The sequence below is a fragment of the Kitasatospora sp. NPDC001603 genome, from assembly GCF_040298365.1.
GTDB lineage: Bacteria > Actinomycetota > Actinomycetes > Streptomycetales > Streptomycetaceae > Kitasatospora.
Window position 1 is genome coordinate 103,109 of the sequence record NZ_JBEPAA010000003.1, and the last position, 15,819, is coordinate 118,927.

At 71.3% G+C, this 15,819-nt stretch carries 15 protein-coding genes; 7 read left to right on the top strand and 8 right to left on the bottom strand.

What is annotated here, in order from left to right; translation table 11 throughout:
- Positions 1-209 precede the first annotated feature (209 nt).
- Positions 210-1,577 carry a pyridoxal phosphate-dependent decarboxylase family protein gene (locus ABT263_RS03355; RefSeq protein WP_329487324.1) on the top strand — a complete coding sequence of 456 codons (1,368 nt, stop codon included), beginning with the start codon at positions 210-212 and terminating at the stop codon, positions 1,575-1,577.
- 65 nt (positions 1,578-1,642) lie between these two features.
- Here the strand turns inward: ABT263_RS03355 and ABT263_RS03360 are convergent, their stop codons facing one another.
- Positions 1,643-2,512: a GNAT family N-acetyltransferase gene (locus tag ABT263_RS03360; protein WP_352287032.1), complete on the bottom strand. Its 870-nt coding sequence runs from the start codon at positions 2,510-2,512 to the stop codon at positions 1,643-1,645.
- Positions 2,513-2,755: 243 nt separating this feature from the next.
- Here ABT263_RS03360 and erpA point away from each other — a divergent pair, with 243 nt between their 5' ends.
- A complete protein-coding gene (gene erpA, locus ABT263_RS03365) occupies positions 2,756-3,109 on the top strand; it encodes an iron-sulfur cluster insertion protein ErpA (RefSeq protein WP_329487322.1) in 354 nt (117 codons plus the stop codon).
- 73 nt (positions 3,110-3,182) lie between these two features.
- Here the strand turns inward: erpA and ABT263_RS03370 are convergent, their stop codons facing one another.
- Together ABT263_RS03370 and ABT263_RS03375 are read right to left on the bottom strand one after the other, a co-directional pair.
- Positions 3,183-3,914, bottom strand: a complete 732-nt coding sequence (locus ABT263_RS03370) for a hypothetical protein (protein WP_352287035.1) — start codon at positions 3,912-3,914, stop codon at positions 3,183-3,185.
- Positions 3,915-4,017: 103 nt separating this feature from the next.
- Complete coding sequence (locus ABT263_RS03375) at positions 4,018-4,236, bottom strand: hypothetical protein (protein WP_329487320.1); 219 nt, start codon at positions 4,234-4,236, stop codon at positions 4,018-4,020.
- A gap of 250 nt (positions 4,237-4,486) precedes the next feature.
- Here ABT263_RS03375 and ABT263_RS03380 point away from each other — a divergent pair, with 250 nt between their 5' ends.
- Positions 4,487-5,464 (top strand): carbohydrate kinase family protein, encoded by a 978-nt coding sequence (locus ABT263_RS03380; protein ID WP_352287038.1) that lies wholly within the window; start codon positions 4,487-4,489, stop codon positions 5,462-5,464.
- A gap of 22 nt (positions 5,465-5,486) precedes the next feature.
- Here ABT263_RS03380 and ABT263_RS03385 read toward each other — a convergent pair whose 3' ends face one another.
- A complete protein-coding gene (locus ABT263_RS03385; RefSeq protein WP_352287041.1) occupies positions 5,487-6,926 on the bottom strand; it encodes a cysteine desulfurase/sulfurtransferase TusA family protein in 1,440 nt (479 codons plus the stop codon).
- Positions 6,927-7,293: 367 nt separating this feature from the next.
- On the opposite strand from ABT263_RS03385, the gene ctaC reads away from it, so the two are divergent.
- From ctaC to ABT263_RS03405, 4 genes are all read left to right on the top strand, one after another.
- On the top strand, positions 7,294-8,148 hold the full coding sequence (ctaC, locus tag ABT263_RS03390; RefSeq protein ID WP_329487317.1) for an aa3-type cytochrome oxidase subunit II: 855 nt from the start codon (positions 7,294-7,296) through the stop codon (positions 8,146-8,148).
- The gene (gene ctaD, locus ABT263_RS03395) at positions 8,145-9,920 is read left to right on the top strand and encodes an aa3-type cytochrome oxidase subunit I (RefSeq protein ID WP_380389849.1); all 1,776 of its coding nucleotides are present in this window, start codon (positions 8,145-8,147) and stop codon (positions 9,918-9,920) included. The genes ctaC and ctaD overlap by 4 nt, the downstream gene beginning before the upstream one ends.
- Positions 9,920-10,336: a cytochrome c oxidase subunit 4 gene (locus ABT263_RS03400; RefSeq protein WP_329487316.1), complete on the top strand. Its 417-nt coding sequence runs from the start codon at positions 9,920-9,922 to the stop codon at positions 10,334-10,336. Before ctaD ends, ABT263_RS03400 begins: the two co-directional genes overlap by 1 nt.
- Before the next feature lie 165 nt (positions 10,337-10,501).
- Positions 10,502-11,761, top strand: a complete 1,260-nt coding sequence (locus ABT263_RS03405) for a L,D-transpeptidase (protein WP_352287043.1) — start codon at positions 10,502-10,504, stop codon at positions 11,759-11,761.
- A 28-nt stretch (positions 11,762-11,789) separates the two neighbouring features.
- Here the strand turns inward: ABT263_RS03405 and ABT263_RS03410 are convergent, their stop codons facing one another.
- From ABT263_RS03410 to qcrC, 4 genes are all read right to left on the bottom strand, one after another.
- Positions 11,790-12,173, bottom strand: a complete 384-nt coding sequence (locus ABT263_RS03410; protein WP_352287046.1) for a GntR family transcriptional regulator — start codon at positions 12,171-12,173, stop codon at positions 11,790-11,792.
- A gap of 103 nt (positions 12,174-12,276) precedes the next feature.
- Entirely contained in the window at positions 12,277-13,938 is a 1,662-nt protein-coding gene (gene qcrB / locus ABT263_RS03415) for a cytochrome bc1 complex cytochrome b subunit (RefSeq protein ID WP_329487313.1), read from the bottom strand.
- The gene (qcrA, locus tag ABT263_RS03420) at positions 13,935-15,005 is read right to left on the bottom strand and encodes a cytochrome bc1 complex Rieske iron-sulfur subunit (RefSeq protein ID WP_380389855.1); all 1,071 of its coding nucleotides are present in this window, start codon (positions 15,003-15,005) and stop codon (positions 13,935-13,937) included. Before qcrA ends, qcrB begins: the two co-directional genes overlap by 4 nt.
- Complete coding sequence (gene qcrC, locus ABT263_RS03425; RefSeq protein ID WP_329487311.1) at positions 15,002-15,811, bottom strand: cytochrome bc1 complex diheme cytochrome c subunit; 810 nt, start codon at positions 15,809-15,811, stop codon at positions 15,002-15,004. Before qcrC ends, qcrA begins: the two co-directional genes overlap by 4 nt.
- Positions 15,812-15,819: the final 8 nt, after the last annotated feature.

Below are 15,819 nucleotides of genomic sequence, written 5' to 3' on the forward strand. Positions count from 1 at the left end.
CGGCGCGGCCGCCCCCCGGGGCCGCCCGGCGGCCTGCGCAGGAATCCTGCGCGGGCCCCGGCCAAGACGCTCGAATCCTGCCTGACCAGCCGCGTTCGGACGCGCGGCGGGGGCACGGTGCTGCCTAGGCTGATCACATCCGGCGGAGCGGTGAGACGTCCCGCGCCGCCGGACCTCCCCCGACACCCCCACAGCCGAGAGGGACCCCCGTGTCCGCAGCACCCGACCGCATGCACCGGCCCGACAACGAGCTGGTCGACCTGGTTTTCGACTACATGCGGGAGCGGCTGCAGTACGACCCCGTTCCGCTCGACCACCCCGGTGACGGCGAGCACCTGCGCACCCAGCTGGCCGGTCTGCTCAACGCGGACGGCAACAACCCGGCCGACGTGCTGAAGCTCTACGACCACGAGCTCTCCCGCGCGGTGATCTCCGCCGACAGCCCGCGCTACCTCTCGTTCATCCCGTGCGCGCCGACCAAGGCCGCGCTGCTCTTCGACATGGTCGTCTCCTGCGCCTCGCTGCAGGGCATCTCCTGGCTGGAGGCGGCCGGCGCCATCGCCGCAGAGAACCAGGTGCTGCGCCTGATCGCGGACCGGGCCGGGATGCCCGAGTCGGCCGGCGGCACCTTCGTCTCCGGCGGTTCGGCCGGCAACCTCTCCGCGCTGGTCGTCGCCCGCGACACCGCCCGCCGCCGGCTCGGCGTCGGCCCGGAGGCCCGGCTGCGGATCGCCGTCGCCGACCAGGTGCACTCCTCGGTCAAGAACACCTTCAACATCATCGGCGTGGAGGCCTTCAAGGTCCCCACCGTCGACCGCCGCTTCACCGGCGAGGCGCTGCGCGCCGCCCTGGCCGCCGACCCGAACCCGGAGACGGTGATCGCCGTCGTCGGGACGGCCGGCACCACCAACGAGGGCATCATCGACGACCTCCAGGGCCTCTCCGAGGTGGCCCGCGAGCGCGGCCTCTGGTTCCACGTGGACGGCGCCTACGGCGGCGCGGGCCTCTTCGCCCCCTCCGTCCGGGCCCGCTACGACGGCATCGAGCACGCCGACTCCTTCGTGGTGGACCCGCACAAGTGGCTGTTCGCCCCGTTCGACTGCGCCGCGCTGATCTACCGCAACCCGCAGCTCGCCCGCGCCGTGCACACCCAGGACGCCTCCTACCTGGACGTGCTGCACACCGAGGGCGACGAGTGGAACCCCACCGACTACGCCTACCACCTGACCCGGCGCGCCCGCGGCCTGCCGCTCTGGTTCTCGCTGGCCGTGCACGGCACCCAGGCCTACACCGACGCCATCGAGACCGGCCTCACCCTGGCCCGGGACACCGCGCAGCTGATCCGCGACACCGAGCACCTGGAGCTGCTGTTCGACCCGCAGCTCTCGGCGGTCTGCTTCCGCCGCAAGGGCTGGACCAACGACGACTACTACCGCTGGTCGCAACAGCTGCTCGCGGACCAGATCGGCTTCGTCACCCCGACCGGCTGGGACGGCGAGACGGTCGCCCGCTTCGCCTTCCTGCACCCGGGCACCACGATGGCGATGGTCCGGGAGATCCTGGACACCATGGTCTGATCCCCCGCGGCCGACCGCGCGAACGCCCCGACCCCCCGCCGGCCGACCGGCGGGGGGCCGTCGCGTCACAGCAGCGCGCCGTCGGGCAGGTACGGCGCCGGCGGGCGCATCCCGCGCAGGCCCAGGAAGCCCACGGTCCGCGGGCTCAGCCCGACCTCCAGGCCGACGTCCAGCGCCCACTCCTGCTCGGCGGTCAGGTGCCCCACGTGGGCGTCCACGCCGTCCGGCACCCGCGCCAGCGCCTCGCGCAGCAGCCGGGCGGCGATCCGCTTCGAGGTCGCGGCCAGCAGCCGCACCTCGCCGCCGTCGCGGTAGCAGTAGCCGCTGCCGGCCAGCGCGTCGGCGATCAGCAGCTCCTCGCAGTGGCCCAGCATCAGCTCGTGGTCCGGCCCGTGCGCGGCGCCGCGCAGCCGGCGGTCCACCGAGTCCAGCAGGTGCCGGTGGCTGGCGTTGCCGGGGTGCACCGGGATGTCACCGGGGTCGAGCAGCCCGGCCCGGTCCACCCGGCCGGTCAGCGCCATCGCCGGGTGCAGGGTGAAACCGGCCAGCCGGTACCGGCGGGCCGCCGCCGGGGACGGCGGGACGCAGAGCATCCCGCGCAGGCAGCCGCGCCCGTACGCGGCGGCCCGCTCCAGCAGCAGCCGGCCGAGGCCGTGCCCCTGCGCCTCGGGCCGCACCACGAGCAGCGCCAGGATCCAGAGGCCCTCGCGGCGCAGCGACAGCACCGCGCCGACCGGTTCGCCGTCGCTCTCCGCCAGCCAGCAGCCCTGCGGGTCGGTCCGGACGAGGTGTCTGGTCCTGGCCAGCCGGCCCACCGGGGGCCCGTCCTGCGGGGCCGGGCCGGCGGTGTCGGCGAGCGGCGCGAACGAGGCGCGGGCGATGTGCTGGACGGCCTCCGCGTCGGCGGCGGTGTCCTGGACCAGGCGCAGGATCATGCCCACCATCCTGGCCGTCGCACCGGTCGCCCGGGGCCGGTTCCGCCGGATCCGCGGTCGGGGCGGTGTCCGAGCCGCGCCGGTTGTGCGAGCATGGGGAGCGTAGGGGAGCGGGTGGTACACCCGGCCCACGAAATTCCGCCGCCGAAAGTCGCCGAAATTACACCGCCGTCCGGGAAATGAATCCGGACGGCCGTTGGTTGGCACTGGCGGCAGACCGTCGTCAAGACCGGGAGAAAGCAGATGACCGTCCAGGACGAGACCACCGTCGAGAGTGGCATCCTCCTTACCGATGCCGCCGCGGCCAAGGTCAAGGGCCTGCTGGAGCAGGAGGGCCGCGACGACCTTGCGCTTCGCGTCGCCGTCCAGCCCGGTGGCTGCTCCGGCCTGCGTTACCAGCTGTTCTTCGACGAGCGCTCGCTCGACGGCGACGTGCTCAAGGACTTCAACGGTGTCAAGGTCGTCACCGACCGGATGAGTGCCCCGTACCTCGGCGGCGCCACCGTCGACTTCGTGGACACCATCGAGAAGCAGGGCTTCACGATCGACAACCCGAACGCCACGGGCTCCTGCGCCTGCGGCGACTCGTTCAGCTAGTCGGCAGACGGCGAGGGCGGCCCCGGATCCTCCGGGGCCGCCCTCGCCGTTTTCCCGTACCGGGCCACGGGCCTTACTTCCCGCCGATCTCCGGGCCGGGGCCGGCCGGGTCCGGGCCGACGTGCGGGTCGCTCTCCAGCGGCACCGGCTGACCGGTCGCGAGGTCCGTCACCGCCCGGCCCATCAGCGGCTGCTTCAGGTCGGCGGTCACCGTCTGCCGCTTGGCCAGCTCGGCGCAGGCCTGCCCGGCCGGCATCGGCGCCGCCACCGTGACGCGGACGTCCACCCGTCCGGGCTTGGACTCGTCCGCCTTCAGCGCGTACTTCTCGCAGATCCCGCCGTAGAACCAGACCGTCAGCTTGCTCCCGTCCACCCGGTAGGTGATCGCGGGGTGGGCCGGCCGGCCGTTCGGGTCGGGCTCGCCGACCGCGATGCCCTCCCGCGGGGGAGTGGGCACCGGGGTGGGCGTCTGGCCCGGGCCGGTGCCCGGCGCGGGGCCGGTCGGCCGGGGGTCGGGGGTGCTCGCCGTCGGATCGGTCGGCGGGGTCGCCGCCGGCGGCGAGTCCGGGGCCGACGGCGCGGTGGTGGCGGTCGTCGGGGCGGGGGAGCCGGGCGAGGGCGTCGCGCTCGCCGACGGCGAGGCCGAACCGGTGGCCGAATCCGCGGCCGCCTTGCCGTCACCGTCCCCGCAGCCGGCCAGCGCGGCCGCCGCCATCAGCAGACCCGCCAGGGCCGCCGCCCGCCGTCGGCCCGGCCGGGCGGGCCGTGCTCCACCGGTACGCCGGGGCATCGTCTCCAGGTCCATCTGACATCCTCCCGAGGGTTTCGGCGGCGCCGCCTCCACGGCCGCACCGCGCGGATGTGACGTGCCTCGGACGAATCCGGTTCCCGCCCGCCCCCGGGGAGGATCACATGCCGTACTCGGCCATCCCCGCGACCAGGCGCTGGGCCCCGGAGGAGACGCTGAATCCGACTGGGGCGGGAGCGCTGGGCTCCGGGCCGGTCGCCAGCAGCGGCCAGAAGCGGCGCAGCTGCCGGGAGGAGTCCACCAGCGCGTCCAGCGTCTCGCCGTCGGCGTCGCCCTTGAGGGCGGGCGGAACACGCAGCGGGTGGTGATTTGGCATCATCGGGCATCGCTCCGATCCACGGTGCCGCGGCCGCACTGCCACGGCTCGGTCAGGGCCGGACCGGCCCCTGCCAGCGACCCTAGGCCGCCCGTCCGGCCCCCACCAGAGCTACCCGGGGGTAGTACACGTTCGACGGCGGCCGGTGCCAGGAGGGGCGCTCTTGCTGCCGCCCGCCCCCCGCCCGGTACCGTGGGTGGGTTCCGCCCCCTGCTTTCCCGTGGCCCATGCCGCCCTCCTGAGGAGACCTCCCGTGCGTATCGCCGTCGCCGGTTCGATCGCGACCGACCACCTGATGACGTTCCCCGGTCGGTTCTCCGACCAGCTCGTGGCCGAGCAGCTGCACACCGTGTCGCTGTCCTTCCTGGTCGACACCCTCGACATCCGTCGCGGCGGTGTCGCGCCGAACATCGCGTTCGGCATGGGTGTCCTCGGGCTGAGCCCGATCCTGGTCGGCGCCGCCGGCGCGGACTTCGGGGAGTACCGCAGCTGGCTGGAGCGCAACAACGTGGACTGCCGCTCGGTCCACATCTCCGAGACCCGCCACACGGCCCGCTTCATGTGCACCACGGACGAGGACCACAACCAGATCGCCTCGTTCTACACCGGTGCCATGGCCGAGGCCCGCAACATCGAGTTCAAGCCGATCGCCGACCGGGTCGGCGGGCTGGACCTCGTGCTGATCGGTGCCGACGACCCGCAGGCCATGGTCCGCCACACCCAGGAGTGCCGGACCCGCGGCTACGCCTTCGCCGCCGACCCGTCGCAGCAGCTGGCCCGCCTGGACGGCGAGGACATCCGCGAGATCGTCGACGGCGCCGCGTACCTGTTCACCAACGAGTACGAGGCCGCGCTGATCGAGACCAAGACCGGCTGGGACGCCGAGGAGATCCTGACCCGGGTGGGCACCCGGATCACCACCCTCGGCAGCAAGGGCGTGCGGATCGACCGCAAGGGCGAGGCCCCGGTGGTCGTCGGCTGCGCGCCCGAGGAGGCCAAGGTCGACCCGACCGGCGTCGGCGACGCCTTCCGGGCCGGCTTCCTGGCCGGTCTCTCCTGGGAGCTGGACCTGGAGCGCTCCGCCCAGCTCGGTTGCATGCTCGCGACCCTGGTGATCGAGACCGTCGGCACCCAGGAGTACGAGCTGCGTCCGCTCGCCTTCCTGCAGCGCTTCGAGGCCGCGTACGGGGCCGAGGCCGCCGCCGAGGTCCGGGCGCACCTGGTCAAGTAGCCGAGCGGTCCGGCGTACCCGCTCAGGTGGTGCGCCGCACCAGGTAGGCCGAGCCCCGGTCGCCGCCGAAGTCGGCGGCCGGGGCCTCGCCCAGGTACTCCTGGCCGCGCATGCCGCACCAGGCCGGGACGTCCAGCCGGGCCGCCTCGTCGTCGGCCAGCACCGCGACCGTCCCGCCCGCCGGCACCTCGCCGATCCGCTTGGCGAGCTCGATCACCGGCAGCGGGCAGCGCTTGCCCAGCGCGTCGATCACCAGCGCGTCGGCCACCGGCGCGCCGCCCTCCGGCCCGGGGGCGCCCGCCGGCTGCCCGGCCGGCCCGGGCAGCGCCAGGTCCAGCCCGAGCGGGGCGCGGACCCGGGCGACCAGCTCCGGCAGCACCGCGAGGAACCGCTCGACGTCGGCCCCGGCCGCGCCGAACGGCAGCGAGACCCGGACGTTCCCCTCGGTGAGCACGCCCATCGCCGCCAGCACATGGCTCGGCGTCAGGGTGGAGGAGGTGCAGGACGAACCGGAGGAGACCGCGAAGCCGGCCCGGTCCAGCTCGGTCAGCAGCACCTCGCCGTCGACGTACAGGCAGGAGAAGGTGACGAGGTGCGGCAGCCGTCGCACCGGATCGCCGACCACCTCGACCTCGGGCACCGAGCGAGGCACCCGGGCCCGGATCCGCTCGACGAGCGCGTGCAGCCGGGCGTTCTCCCGCTCGGCCTCGGCCCGCACCGCCCGGAGCGAGGCGGCCGCGGCCACGATCGCCGGGACGTTCACGAAGCCCGGCACCCGGCCGCCCTCGCGCTCGTCGGCCGGCAGCGGCGAGGCGTACCGGACCCCCTTGCGCACCGCCAGGACGCCGACCCCGGCCGGGCCGCCCCACTTGTGCGCACTGGCCGTCAGCAGCGACCAGCCCCCCGGGACGTCCACCCGCCCGACGCTCTGCGCGGCGTCCACCAGCAGCGGGACGTCACCGCAGACCTCGGCCACCTCGGCCACCGGCTGCACCGTGCCCACCTCGTGGTTGGCCGACTGGAGCACGGCCAGCGCGGTGTCCGGCCGCAGCGCCGCCGCGAACCCCTCCGGCGACACCCGCCCGTACCGGTCGACCGGTACCACGCCCACCTCGCCGCCGGCCCCCGGCCGGGAGTGCTCCCAGCGCTCGGCGGTGTGCAGCACGCTGGAGTGCTCCACCGCGGAGTGCACCAGGTGCGCGCCCCGGCGCCGGTGGCCCGCCAGCGCGCCGAGCATGCCCGTCTGGACGGCCTGGGTCCCACTGGTGGTGAAGGAGATCTCGTCGGCCCGGGCGCCGAGCACCTCGGCGACCGTCTCGCGGGCGGCGTCCAGCAGCATCCGGGCCTGCCGCCCGGAGCGGTAGAGCCGGGCCGGATCGGCCCACCCCTCGTCCAGCGCGGCGGTCAGCGCCTGCCGCGCGACGGGGTGGAGCGGGGCCGTGGACGCCACATCGAAGTACACGGTCACATTTAACGACACTCCCGGTCGCGTTCCGGCCGTCGGCCACGCTCACCGACCGTCAGACGATCAACCCGAATGTCCGATTCGTCCTCGTCCGACGGGCCGTCACCCACGTTGTTCGAGGTCATCCCCCGATCGGGCGTACGGACCTCTAATGCCTACGATGACCTGCGGCGCAGCCCTTGCGGGGCCTGATCGGGCGACCGGGCGGCGCGTTACCGGGACCTGCCCGTCAGCAGCGCATAAGGCTGGAGTAGGGTTTGGCCCGCATAAGCATTCAAACCGTGCCCGTGGACGGGTCGCCGGGGAGGCTCACAAACCTCCGCGGGGCGACGCGAAGGCGGGCGAGACTTCGGGAAGGCGCTACGTGAGTCCCAACGGCTCCGACCGCTCGCCGCGGCGCACGATGCGGCGGAAGCTGCCTCAGGCGCTGGCACTGGGCCTCGTCATCGCGACCGCCACCGGCTGCTCGGCCAACGACCTCCCCAGGCTTGGCCTCCCGAGCCCCGTCACCGAGGAAGGGCCGCTGGTCCTCCACATGTGGCAGGGGTCCTGGATCGCGGCGCTGGTGGTCGGCGTACTGATGTGGGGTCTGATCATCTGGAGCGTGATCTTCCACCGGCGCAGCCGCACCGGTGTGCAGGTCCCTCCGCAGACCCGGTACAACGTGCCCATCGAGGCGCTCTACACCGCGGTCCCCATCATCATCGTGTCGGTTCTCTTCTACTTCGTCGCCCGCGACGAGTCGAGGCTGATCTCCGTCTCCGAGAAGCCGCAGCACACGGTCAACGTGGTCGGCTTCCAGTGGAGCTGGGCGTTCAACTACGAGAACACCGAGAACCCCGACCCGGCCAACAAGGACGCCGCGTACGACGTGGGCACCCCCAAGGAGGTGCCGACCCTGTACCTGCCGGTCAACGAGTCGGTCCAGTTCCGGCTGACCTCTCGTGACGTCATCCACGACTTCTGGCCCGTCAACTTCATGATGAAGATGGACGTCGTCCCGGGCGTGGTGAACAAGTTCGAGGTCACCCCGACCGTCAAGGGCACGTACATGGGCAAGTGCGCCGAGCTCTGCGGCGTCGACCACTCGCGCATGCTCTTCAACGTGAAGGTCGTCGACCGCGCGGAGTACGACAAGCACCTGGCGGACCTCCGGGCCAAGGGCCAGACCGGCGCGGTGCCCTCCGGCATCACGACCATGGGAAGTGAAGAGAAGTGACCATCCTCAACGAGCCCGCCGCGGCCGGCGGGGGCGCCGGGGCCGTCACGGTCGGGGCGCAGCGGACCCGGAAGCCGGGTTCGACCATCATCAAGTGGCTGACCACCACCGACCACAAGACGATCGGCACGCTCTACCTGGGCACGTCGTTCGCCTTCTTCCTGATCGGTGGCATCCTCGCCCTGGTCATGCGCGCCGAGCTGGCTCGTCCCGGGACCCAGATCCTGTCGAACGAGCAGTTCAACCAGGCGTTCACGATGCACGGCACGATCATGCTGCTGATGTTCGCGACGCCGCTCTTCGCCGGCTTCGCGAACTGGATCATGCCGCTCCAGATCGGCGCCCCGGACGTGGCGTTCCCGCGTCTGAACATGTTCGCGTACTGGCTGTACCTGTTCGGCTCGACCATCGCGGTGGCCGGCTTCGTCACCCCGCAGGGTGCGGCCGACTTCGGCTGGTTCGCCTACTCCCCGCTGTCGGACGCCGTCCGCTCGCCGGGCATCGGCGCCGACATGTGGATCATGGGCCTCGCCTTCTCCGGCTTCGGCACCATCCTCGGTGCGGTCAACTTCATCACCACGATCATCTGCATGCGCGCGCCCGGCATGACGATGTTCCGGATGTCGATCTTCGTCTGGAACGTCCTGCTGACCGCCGTGCTGGTCCTGCTGGCCTTCCCGGTCCTGGCCGCCGCGCTGTTCGCCCTGGAGGCGGACCGCAAATTCGGGGCACACGTCTTCGACCCGGCCAACGGCGGGGCGCTGCTCTGGCAGCACCTCTTCTGGTTCTTCGGCCACCCCGAGGTGTACATCATCGCGCTGCCGTTCTTCGGCATCGTGTCGGAGATCATCCCGGTCTTCAGCCGCAAGCCGATGTTCGGCTACTCCGGCCTGATCGCGGCCACCATCGCGATCGCCGGTCTGTCCGTGACGGTGTGGGCCCACCACATGTACGTCACCGGCCAGGTGCTGCTGCCGTTCTTCTCCTTCATGACCTTCCTGATCGCGGTCCCGACCGGTGTGAAGTTCTTCAACTGGGTCGGCACCATGTGGAAGGGCTCGCTGAGCTTCGAGACCCCGATGCTCTGGACGGTCGGCTTCCTGGTCACCTTCCTCTTCGGTGGTCTGACGGGTGTCCTGCTCGCCTCCCCGCCGATCGACTTCCACGTCTCGGACTCGTACTTCGTCGTCGCCCACTTCCACTACGTGGTCTTCGGCACCGTCGTCTTCGCGATGTTCGCCGGCTTCCACTTCTGGTGGCCGAAGATGACCGGCAAGATGCTGGACGAGCGCCTCGGCAAGATGACCTTCTGGACGCTCTTCATCGGCTTCCACACCACCTTCCTGGTGCAGCACTGGCTCGGCGCGGAGGGCATGCCCCGCCGCTACGCCGACTACCTGGCCGCGGACGGCTTCACCACGCTGAACACCGTCTCGACCATCGGCTCGTTCCTGCTCGGCCTGTCGATCCTGCCGTTCCTGTACAACGTCTGGAAGACGGCCAAGTACGGCGAGAAGGTCGAGGTGGACGACCCGTGGGGCTACGGCCGCTCGCTGGAGTGGGCGACCTCCTGCCCGCCGCCGCGGCACAACTTCCTCACGCTGCCCCGGATCCGCTCCGAATCGCCGGCCTTCGACCTCCACTACCCGGAGATCGCCGCGCTGGACTACCTGGAGAACCACGGTGAGCCGGCCAAGCACCTCGCCGGTGTGACCCCGGCCAAGTACGACGTCCCGCAGCTGGGCAAGGGCAAGAAGGAAGGCGACGCCTGATGAAGGAACAGGGCAAGATCTTCCTGGGCCTCGCGGTCTTCACGCTCGCGATGGCGATCACCTACGGCGTCTGGACCAACCACTCCGACCTCGGGGTGGAGGCCGCCGGTACCACCGCGCTGTTCCTCGCCTTCGCCCTCTGCGCCTTCATCGGGTACTACCTCGCCTTCACCGCCCGCCGGGTGGACAGCGGCGCTGGTGACAACCCCGAGGCCGAGGTCGCGGACGACGCCGGCGAGCTGGGCTTCTTCGCCCCGCACAGCTGGCAGCCGCTCTCGCTGGCGATCGGTGGCGCGCTCGCGTTCATGGGCGTGATCTTCGGTTGGTGGCTGCTGTACTGGTCGATCCCGATCATCCTGATCGGCCTGTTCGGCTGGGTCTTCGAGTTCTACCGGGGCGAGAACCAGAACCAGTAGGTCTCCCTCGCACAGGGCCGGGCATTCCGCAAAGGATGCCCGGCCCTTTTGCGTCCCCGGAGTGACGGCCTCACCCCCCTGGGCGAACGGGGGGTCGCTCGGATGTCGCTCCGCCGCTTCACATTCCTACGATCTGATCAATCGTGCGAACCCTCGGAGGCGGTCATGGCCGACAGGCGCGGAACCGCAGGTATCGGCAGCATCTCGCTGGCTCTCGTCGTACTGGCCCCACTGGCCGCCTGCTCGTCCGGTGAGGACGACGCCCCGGGCGCCGTCCACCGGGTCGACGCGGCCCCGCTGGTGCACCTCTCGGCGACCGGGACGGTGGATCCGTCCCAGCCGGTGACGGTGACGGCGGTACCCGGCAGCCGGCTCACCGACGTCACGGTGGTCGGTCCGGACGGCCGGGTGGTGGCCGGACAGCTCTCGGCGGACCAGCTCAGCTGGCAGACCACCGGGCGCCTCAAGGCGGCCACCGCCTACACCGTCAGGATCGCCGCCGACGACGGCAAGGGCGGTCGCGGCGAGACCACCGCCGGCTTCAGCACGGTGGCGGGCCAGCGCCTGCTCACCGCCAAGCTCGGCCCGGACTCCTCCGGCACCGGCCTCTACGGCGTCGGCCAGCCGCTCACCGTCCAGCTCTCGGAGGCGGTGAAGGACCCGCAGGCCCGCCAGGAGGTCGAGCGCGCCCTGGCCGTCACCTCGCAGCCCGCCGTCACCGGCGGCTGGTACTGGGTGGACGACAAGAACCTGCACTTCCGGCCGGAGGAGTACTGGCCGACCGGCACCACCGTCAGCCTGGTCTACGACGGCACCGGCAGCCGGATCTCGGACGGCCTCTACGGCGGCGACCGCGCCGCGCTGGCCCTGCGGATCGGCGAGCGGGTGGAGTCGGTGGTGGACGCCGCCACCCACGAGCTCACCCTGACGCGCGGCGGCGAGGTGGTCCGGACGATACCCGTGACCACCGGCAAGCCCGGCTTCGACACCCGCAACGGCGTCAAGGTGGTGCTCGGACAGGAGCGCCAGGTGCGGATGAGCGGCGAGACGATCGGCATAGCCGCCGGCAGCTCGGAGGCCTACGACCTCAACGTCGAGTGGGCCACCCGGGTGACCTGGAGCGGCGAGTACGTGCACGCCGCGCCCTGGTCGGTGGGCTCGCAGGGGGTGGCGAACGTCAGCCACGGCTGTACCGGCATGAGCACCGAGAACGCGAAGTGGTTCTACCAGAACACCCGGATCGGTGACCTGGTCACGGTGGTCAACAGCCAGGGTCCGAGCATGGAGTCGTTCGGCAACGGCTTCGGGGACTGGAACATCGCCTGGACCGACTGGGTCAAGCACAGCGCCCTCGGACAGCCCGTCAGCACCACGCCGCCGGCCTCCCGGGCCCCCGCCACCGGGATGATCCGCCCGGAGCTCTGACGCCCCTCCCGGCCCCGGCCCGGGCCGCTCAGCGCTCCCGGCCGGGCTCCCGGTGGGCCAGCCGCAGCGCCGTCGCCACGGCCGCCAGGGCGTCCGCCTCCGGCACGCCGAGCCGCCGGACCCGCTCGGCGTACTCGGTGGCCGCGGCGGCGGCCAGCCGGTGCGCGGTGTCCCCGGTGGCGGCGATCAGGGTGCCGCGCCGGCCGTGCGTCTCCACCACCCCGTCGGTCTCCAGCTCGCGGTAGGCCCGCGCCACCGTCCCGGCCGCCAGCCCGAGCTGCTCGGCCAGGGCCCGGACGGTGGGCAGCCGCAGCCCGGTCGGCAGGTCACCGGTGCGGGCGCGCTCGGCGATCTGCTCCCGGATCTGCTCGTACGGGGGCGTGGCGGCGGCGGGGTCGACGGACAGCTCCACGGGGGCTCCTGACGGTGGGGCGGACGGGAAAGCCCGAGGGCCGCCGACCAGGAAGAACTCTGGTCGGCGGCCCTCGGGGGTGACGCGGGGGATGCGTACGGGATCAGTGGTGGCCGTGGCCGCTGGTGATCTCGTGGTGCTCCTCGGCGGTCGGCTTCGGGATCCGGCTGCCCTCGCCGTAGAAGCCGCGGGAGAGCTTCGCCCGGGTACGGGGGATCAGCCCGGCCTTGGCGGCCACGCCGTTCTCGTCCGTCTCGGCCGGCAGCTCGAACACGGGCGGCTGCTCGTGCGAGGTGAGCTTGTGCAGGTCGGCCTGCGGCAGCTGGGCGTGCACCTCGATGAACTCGCCGTGCGGCAGGCGCTTGATGACGCCCGTCTCGCGGCCGTGCAGCACCTTCTCCTTGTCCCGGCGCTGGAGGCCGAGGCACCAGCGCTTGGTGGCGATGAAGGTCAGCACCGGCACCACGAAGAAGCCCACGCGGACGAAGTACGTGATGTCGTTGATCGACAGGTGCAGGTGGGTGGCGAACAGGTCGTTGCCACCACCGACCAGCAGCACCAGGTACAGGCTGATCCAGGCGGCGCCCAGCGCGGTGCGGACCGGCGCGTTGCGCGGGCGGTCCAGGATGTGGTGCTCGCGCTTGTCGCCGGTGACCCAGGACTCGATGAACGGGTAGACCGCGATCGCGACCAGGACCAGCGGGAAGATCATCAGCGGGACGAAGACACCCAGGTTCAGGGTGTGGCCCCACAGGCCGATCTCCCAGCCCGGCATGACGCGGATCAGGCCCTCGGAGAAGCCCATGTACCAGTCCGGCTGGGCGTCCGTGGACACCTGGTCGGGGCGGTAGGGGCCGTACGCCCAGATCGGGTTGATCGTGGCGATCGCCGAGACGGCGGCGATGAGACCGAAGACCAGGAAGAAGAAGCCACCGGCCTTGGCCATGTAGACCGGCATCAGCGGCATGCCGACGACGTTCTTCTCGGTCTTGCCCGGGCCCGCCCACTGGGTGTGCTTGTGGTAGAAGACCAGGATCAGGTGCGCGACCAGCAGGCCGAGCATGATGCCGGGGATCAGCAGCACGTGGATGGTGAAGAACCGCGGCACGATGTCGTGGCCGGGGAACTCGCCGCCGAACAGGAACATCTGGATGTAGGTGCCCACCAGCGGGACGGCGAGGATCGCGCCTTCCATGAAGCGGATACCGGTGCCCGAGAGCAGGTCGTCGGGCAGCGAGTAGCCGAAGAAGCCGTCGAACATGCCCAGGACCAGCAGCAGGAAGCCGAAGACCCAGTTGATCTCACGCGGCTTGCGGAACGCGCCGGTGAAGAACACGCGCATCATGTGCACGAGCATCGCGGCCACGAAGACCAGCGCGGCCCAGTGGTGGATCTGGCGGACCAGCAGGCCGCCGCGGACCTCGAAGCTGATGTCCACCGTCGACGCGTACGCCTCGGACATCGGGATGCCCTTGAGCGGGATGTACGAGCCGTCGTAGATGACCTCGCCCATGCTGGGCTTGAAGAACAGCGTCAGGTACACGCCCGTCAGGATGATGATGACGAAGGTGTAGAGGCAGATCTCGCCCAGCATGAAGGACCAGTGGTCCGGGAAGATCTTCCGCAGGTTGGCCTTGGCGAGGGAGTAGATCCCCAGCCGGCCGTCCGTCCAGTCAGCAGCCTGCTCCCACTTGTTGGCGGGCTTGGCACGCGTGCTGCCGGCGGGCTTGGCGGCACCGGAGGTGGTGCTGCTCGCGCTACTCATCGAGCACGCTCCCAGTAGCTCGGGCCGACGGGCTCGTCGAAGTCGCCGGTGGCGACCAGGAAGCCCTTCTCGTCAGTGGTGATCTTCAGCTGCGGCAGCGGGTGGCCGGCCGGGCCGAAGATGACGCGCGCGCCGTCCGCCAGGTCGAAGGTCGACTGGTGGCAGGGGCAGAGCGCGTGGTGGGTCTGCTGCTCGTACAGGCTGATCGGGCAGCCGACGTGGGTGCAGATCTTGGAGTAGGCGAGGATGCCCTCGAAGCCCTTCTCCCGGGACTCGGTGTCCTTGATGTCCTCCGGTGCGATGCGCACCAGCATCAGGGCGTCCTTGGCGATCTGCTGCTGGAAGTCCTCGTCGTGCGTGCTGAGACCCTCCGGCATGGCGAAGGTCAGCGAGCCGACGATGACGTCCTCGGCCTTCATCGGCTGGTTGGTGTTCATGTTGATCAGCTGCAGCGGCTTCACATCGGTGGCCTCGCGCCAGCCGGTGTGCTCCAGCTTGTCCTCGGGCAGCGGGCCCAGGTCGCGCAGCAGCACGACGCCGGACAGCGGCACCAGGGCCATCGAACCGATGAGGGTGTTGCGGATCATCTTGCGGCGGCCGAAGCCGGACTCGGCGGCGCCGGTCCTGAACTGCTCGATGACGTCCGCGCGGACCTCGTCGTCGGCCTCGATCGGGTGACGCTCGGCCGGGATCTCGTGGTCCGACATCAGGGTGCGGGCCCAGTGGACCGCACCCGCGCCGATGCAGAACAGCGCGACGCCCAGGGTCATGCCCAGCGCGAAGTTCAGCGCGCTGACGTGGCCCAGCGGGAAGATGTAGACGATCTTGTCCGGGTCGATGGCCACGTAGGAGGCGATGAAGCCCACGGTGGCGAGCATCGAGACCACGAACATCAGCGAGACCTGGCGCTCGGCCCGCTGGGCGGCCCGCTCGTCGATGTCGGTGCGACGCGGCTGGTGGGCCGGCAGGCCCGGGTCGGCGAACGGATCGCCGTGGGCGGCCACCTCGTGGTGTCCGGCGGAGCCGTGTGACTCCGGGAGCTTCTCTTCTGACATGTCGTGGCTCATGACTTCTTGGCCTTGGTGGTGTGGGCGGCGACCCAGATCGCGACCGCGATGAGCGTGCCGAGACCGAAGATCCAGCCGAACAGGCCCTCGGTCACCGGACCGAGGCTGCCGAGCGTGAGACCGCCGGGGTTCGGCTCATCGTTGGTGGTGTGGCGGACGAAGGCCACGATCTGCTTCTTCTGCTCCTCGGGCATGGTGGTGTCCGGGAACGACGGCATGTTCTGCGGGCCGGTCTGCATGGCCTCGTAGATGTGCTTGGCGTCCACTCCCTCCAGCGACGGGGCGTACTTGCCCTGGGTCAGGGCACCGCCCTGGCCGGCGAAGTTGTGGCACTGGGCGCAGTTGGTGCGGAACAGCTCGCCACCCTTGGAGAGGTCCTCGGGGTTGGTCGAGGTGTACTGCTCCTCGGTCGGGATGACCGGGCCGGGGCCGAGCGAAGCCACGAAGGCGGCGAGCTGGTCGATCTCCGCCTGCGAGTAGATGTTCTTCTTGCTCGGCACCTGGGCGCCGGGCTGCTGGGCCGGCATGCGGCCGGTGCCGACCTGGAAGTCGACCGCGGCTGAGCCGACGCCGACCAGGCTCGGACCGTCGCTGCTGCCCTGGCCGTTCAGGCCGTGGCAGGAGGAGCAGCCCACGGCGAAGAGCTTCTTGCCCTCATCGATCGCGAGCGACTGCGCGGCGACGTCGGCCTGCGCCTTGTCGGCGGGCGCGAACGCGGCGTACAGCCCCCCGGTTGCCGCCAGGGCGAGAAGTAGGACGACCAGCGCCGCCAATGGGTGGCGCCGTCGTGCGGAGAGCTTTTTCACGGAATAAC

Coding starts and splice junctions, on each gene's coding strand:
- erpA (WP_329487322.1), top strand. CDS start 2,756: ATGACCGTCCAGGACGAGACCACCGTCGAGAGTGGCATCCTCCTTACC.
- ABT263_RS03405 (WP_352287043.1), top strand. CDS start 10,502: ATGGCCGACAGGCGCGGAACCGCAGGTATCGGCAGCATCTCGCTGGCT.
- ABT263_RS03360 (WP_352287032.1), bottom strand. CDS start 2,512: ATGATCCTGCGCCTGGTCCAGGACACCGCCGCCGACGCGGAGGCCGTC.
- ABT263_RS03400 (WP_329487316.1), top strand. CDS start 9,920: ATGAAGGAACAGGGCAAGATCTTCCTGGGCCTCGCGGTCTTCACGCTC.
- qcrB (WP_329487313.1), bottom strand. CDS start 13,938: ATGAGTAGCGCGAGCAGCACCACCTCCGGTGCCGCCAAGCCCGCCGGC.
- ABT263_RS03370 (WP_352287035.1), bottom strand. CDS start 3,914: ATGGACCTGGAGACGATGCCCCGGCGTACCGGTGGAGCACGGCCCGCC.
- ABT263_RS03375 (WP_329487320.1), bottom strand. CDS start 4,236: ATGATGCCAAATCACCACCCGCTGCGTGTTCCGCCCGCCCTCAAGGGC.
- qcrA (WP_380389855.1), bottom strand. CDS start 15,005: ATGAGCCACGACATGTCAGAAGAGAAGCTCCCGGAGTCACACGGCTCC.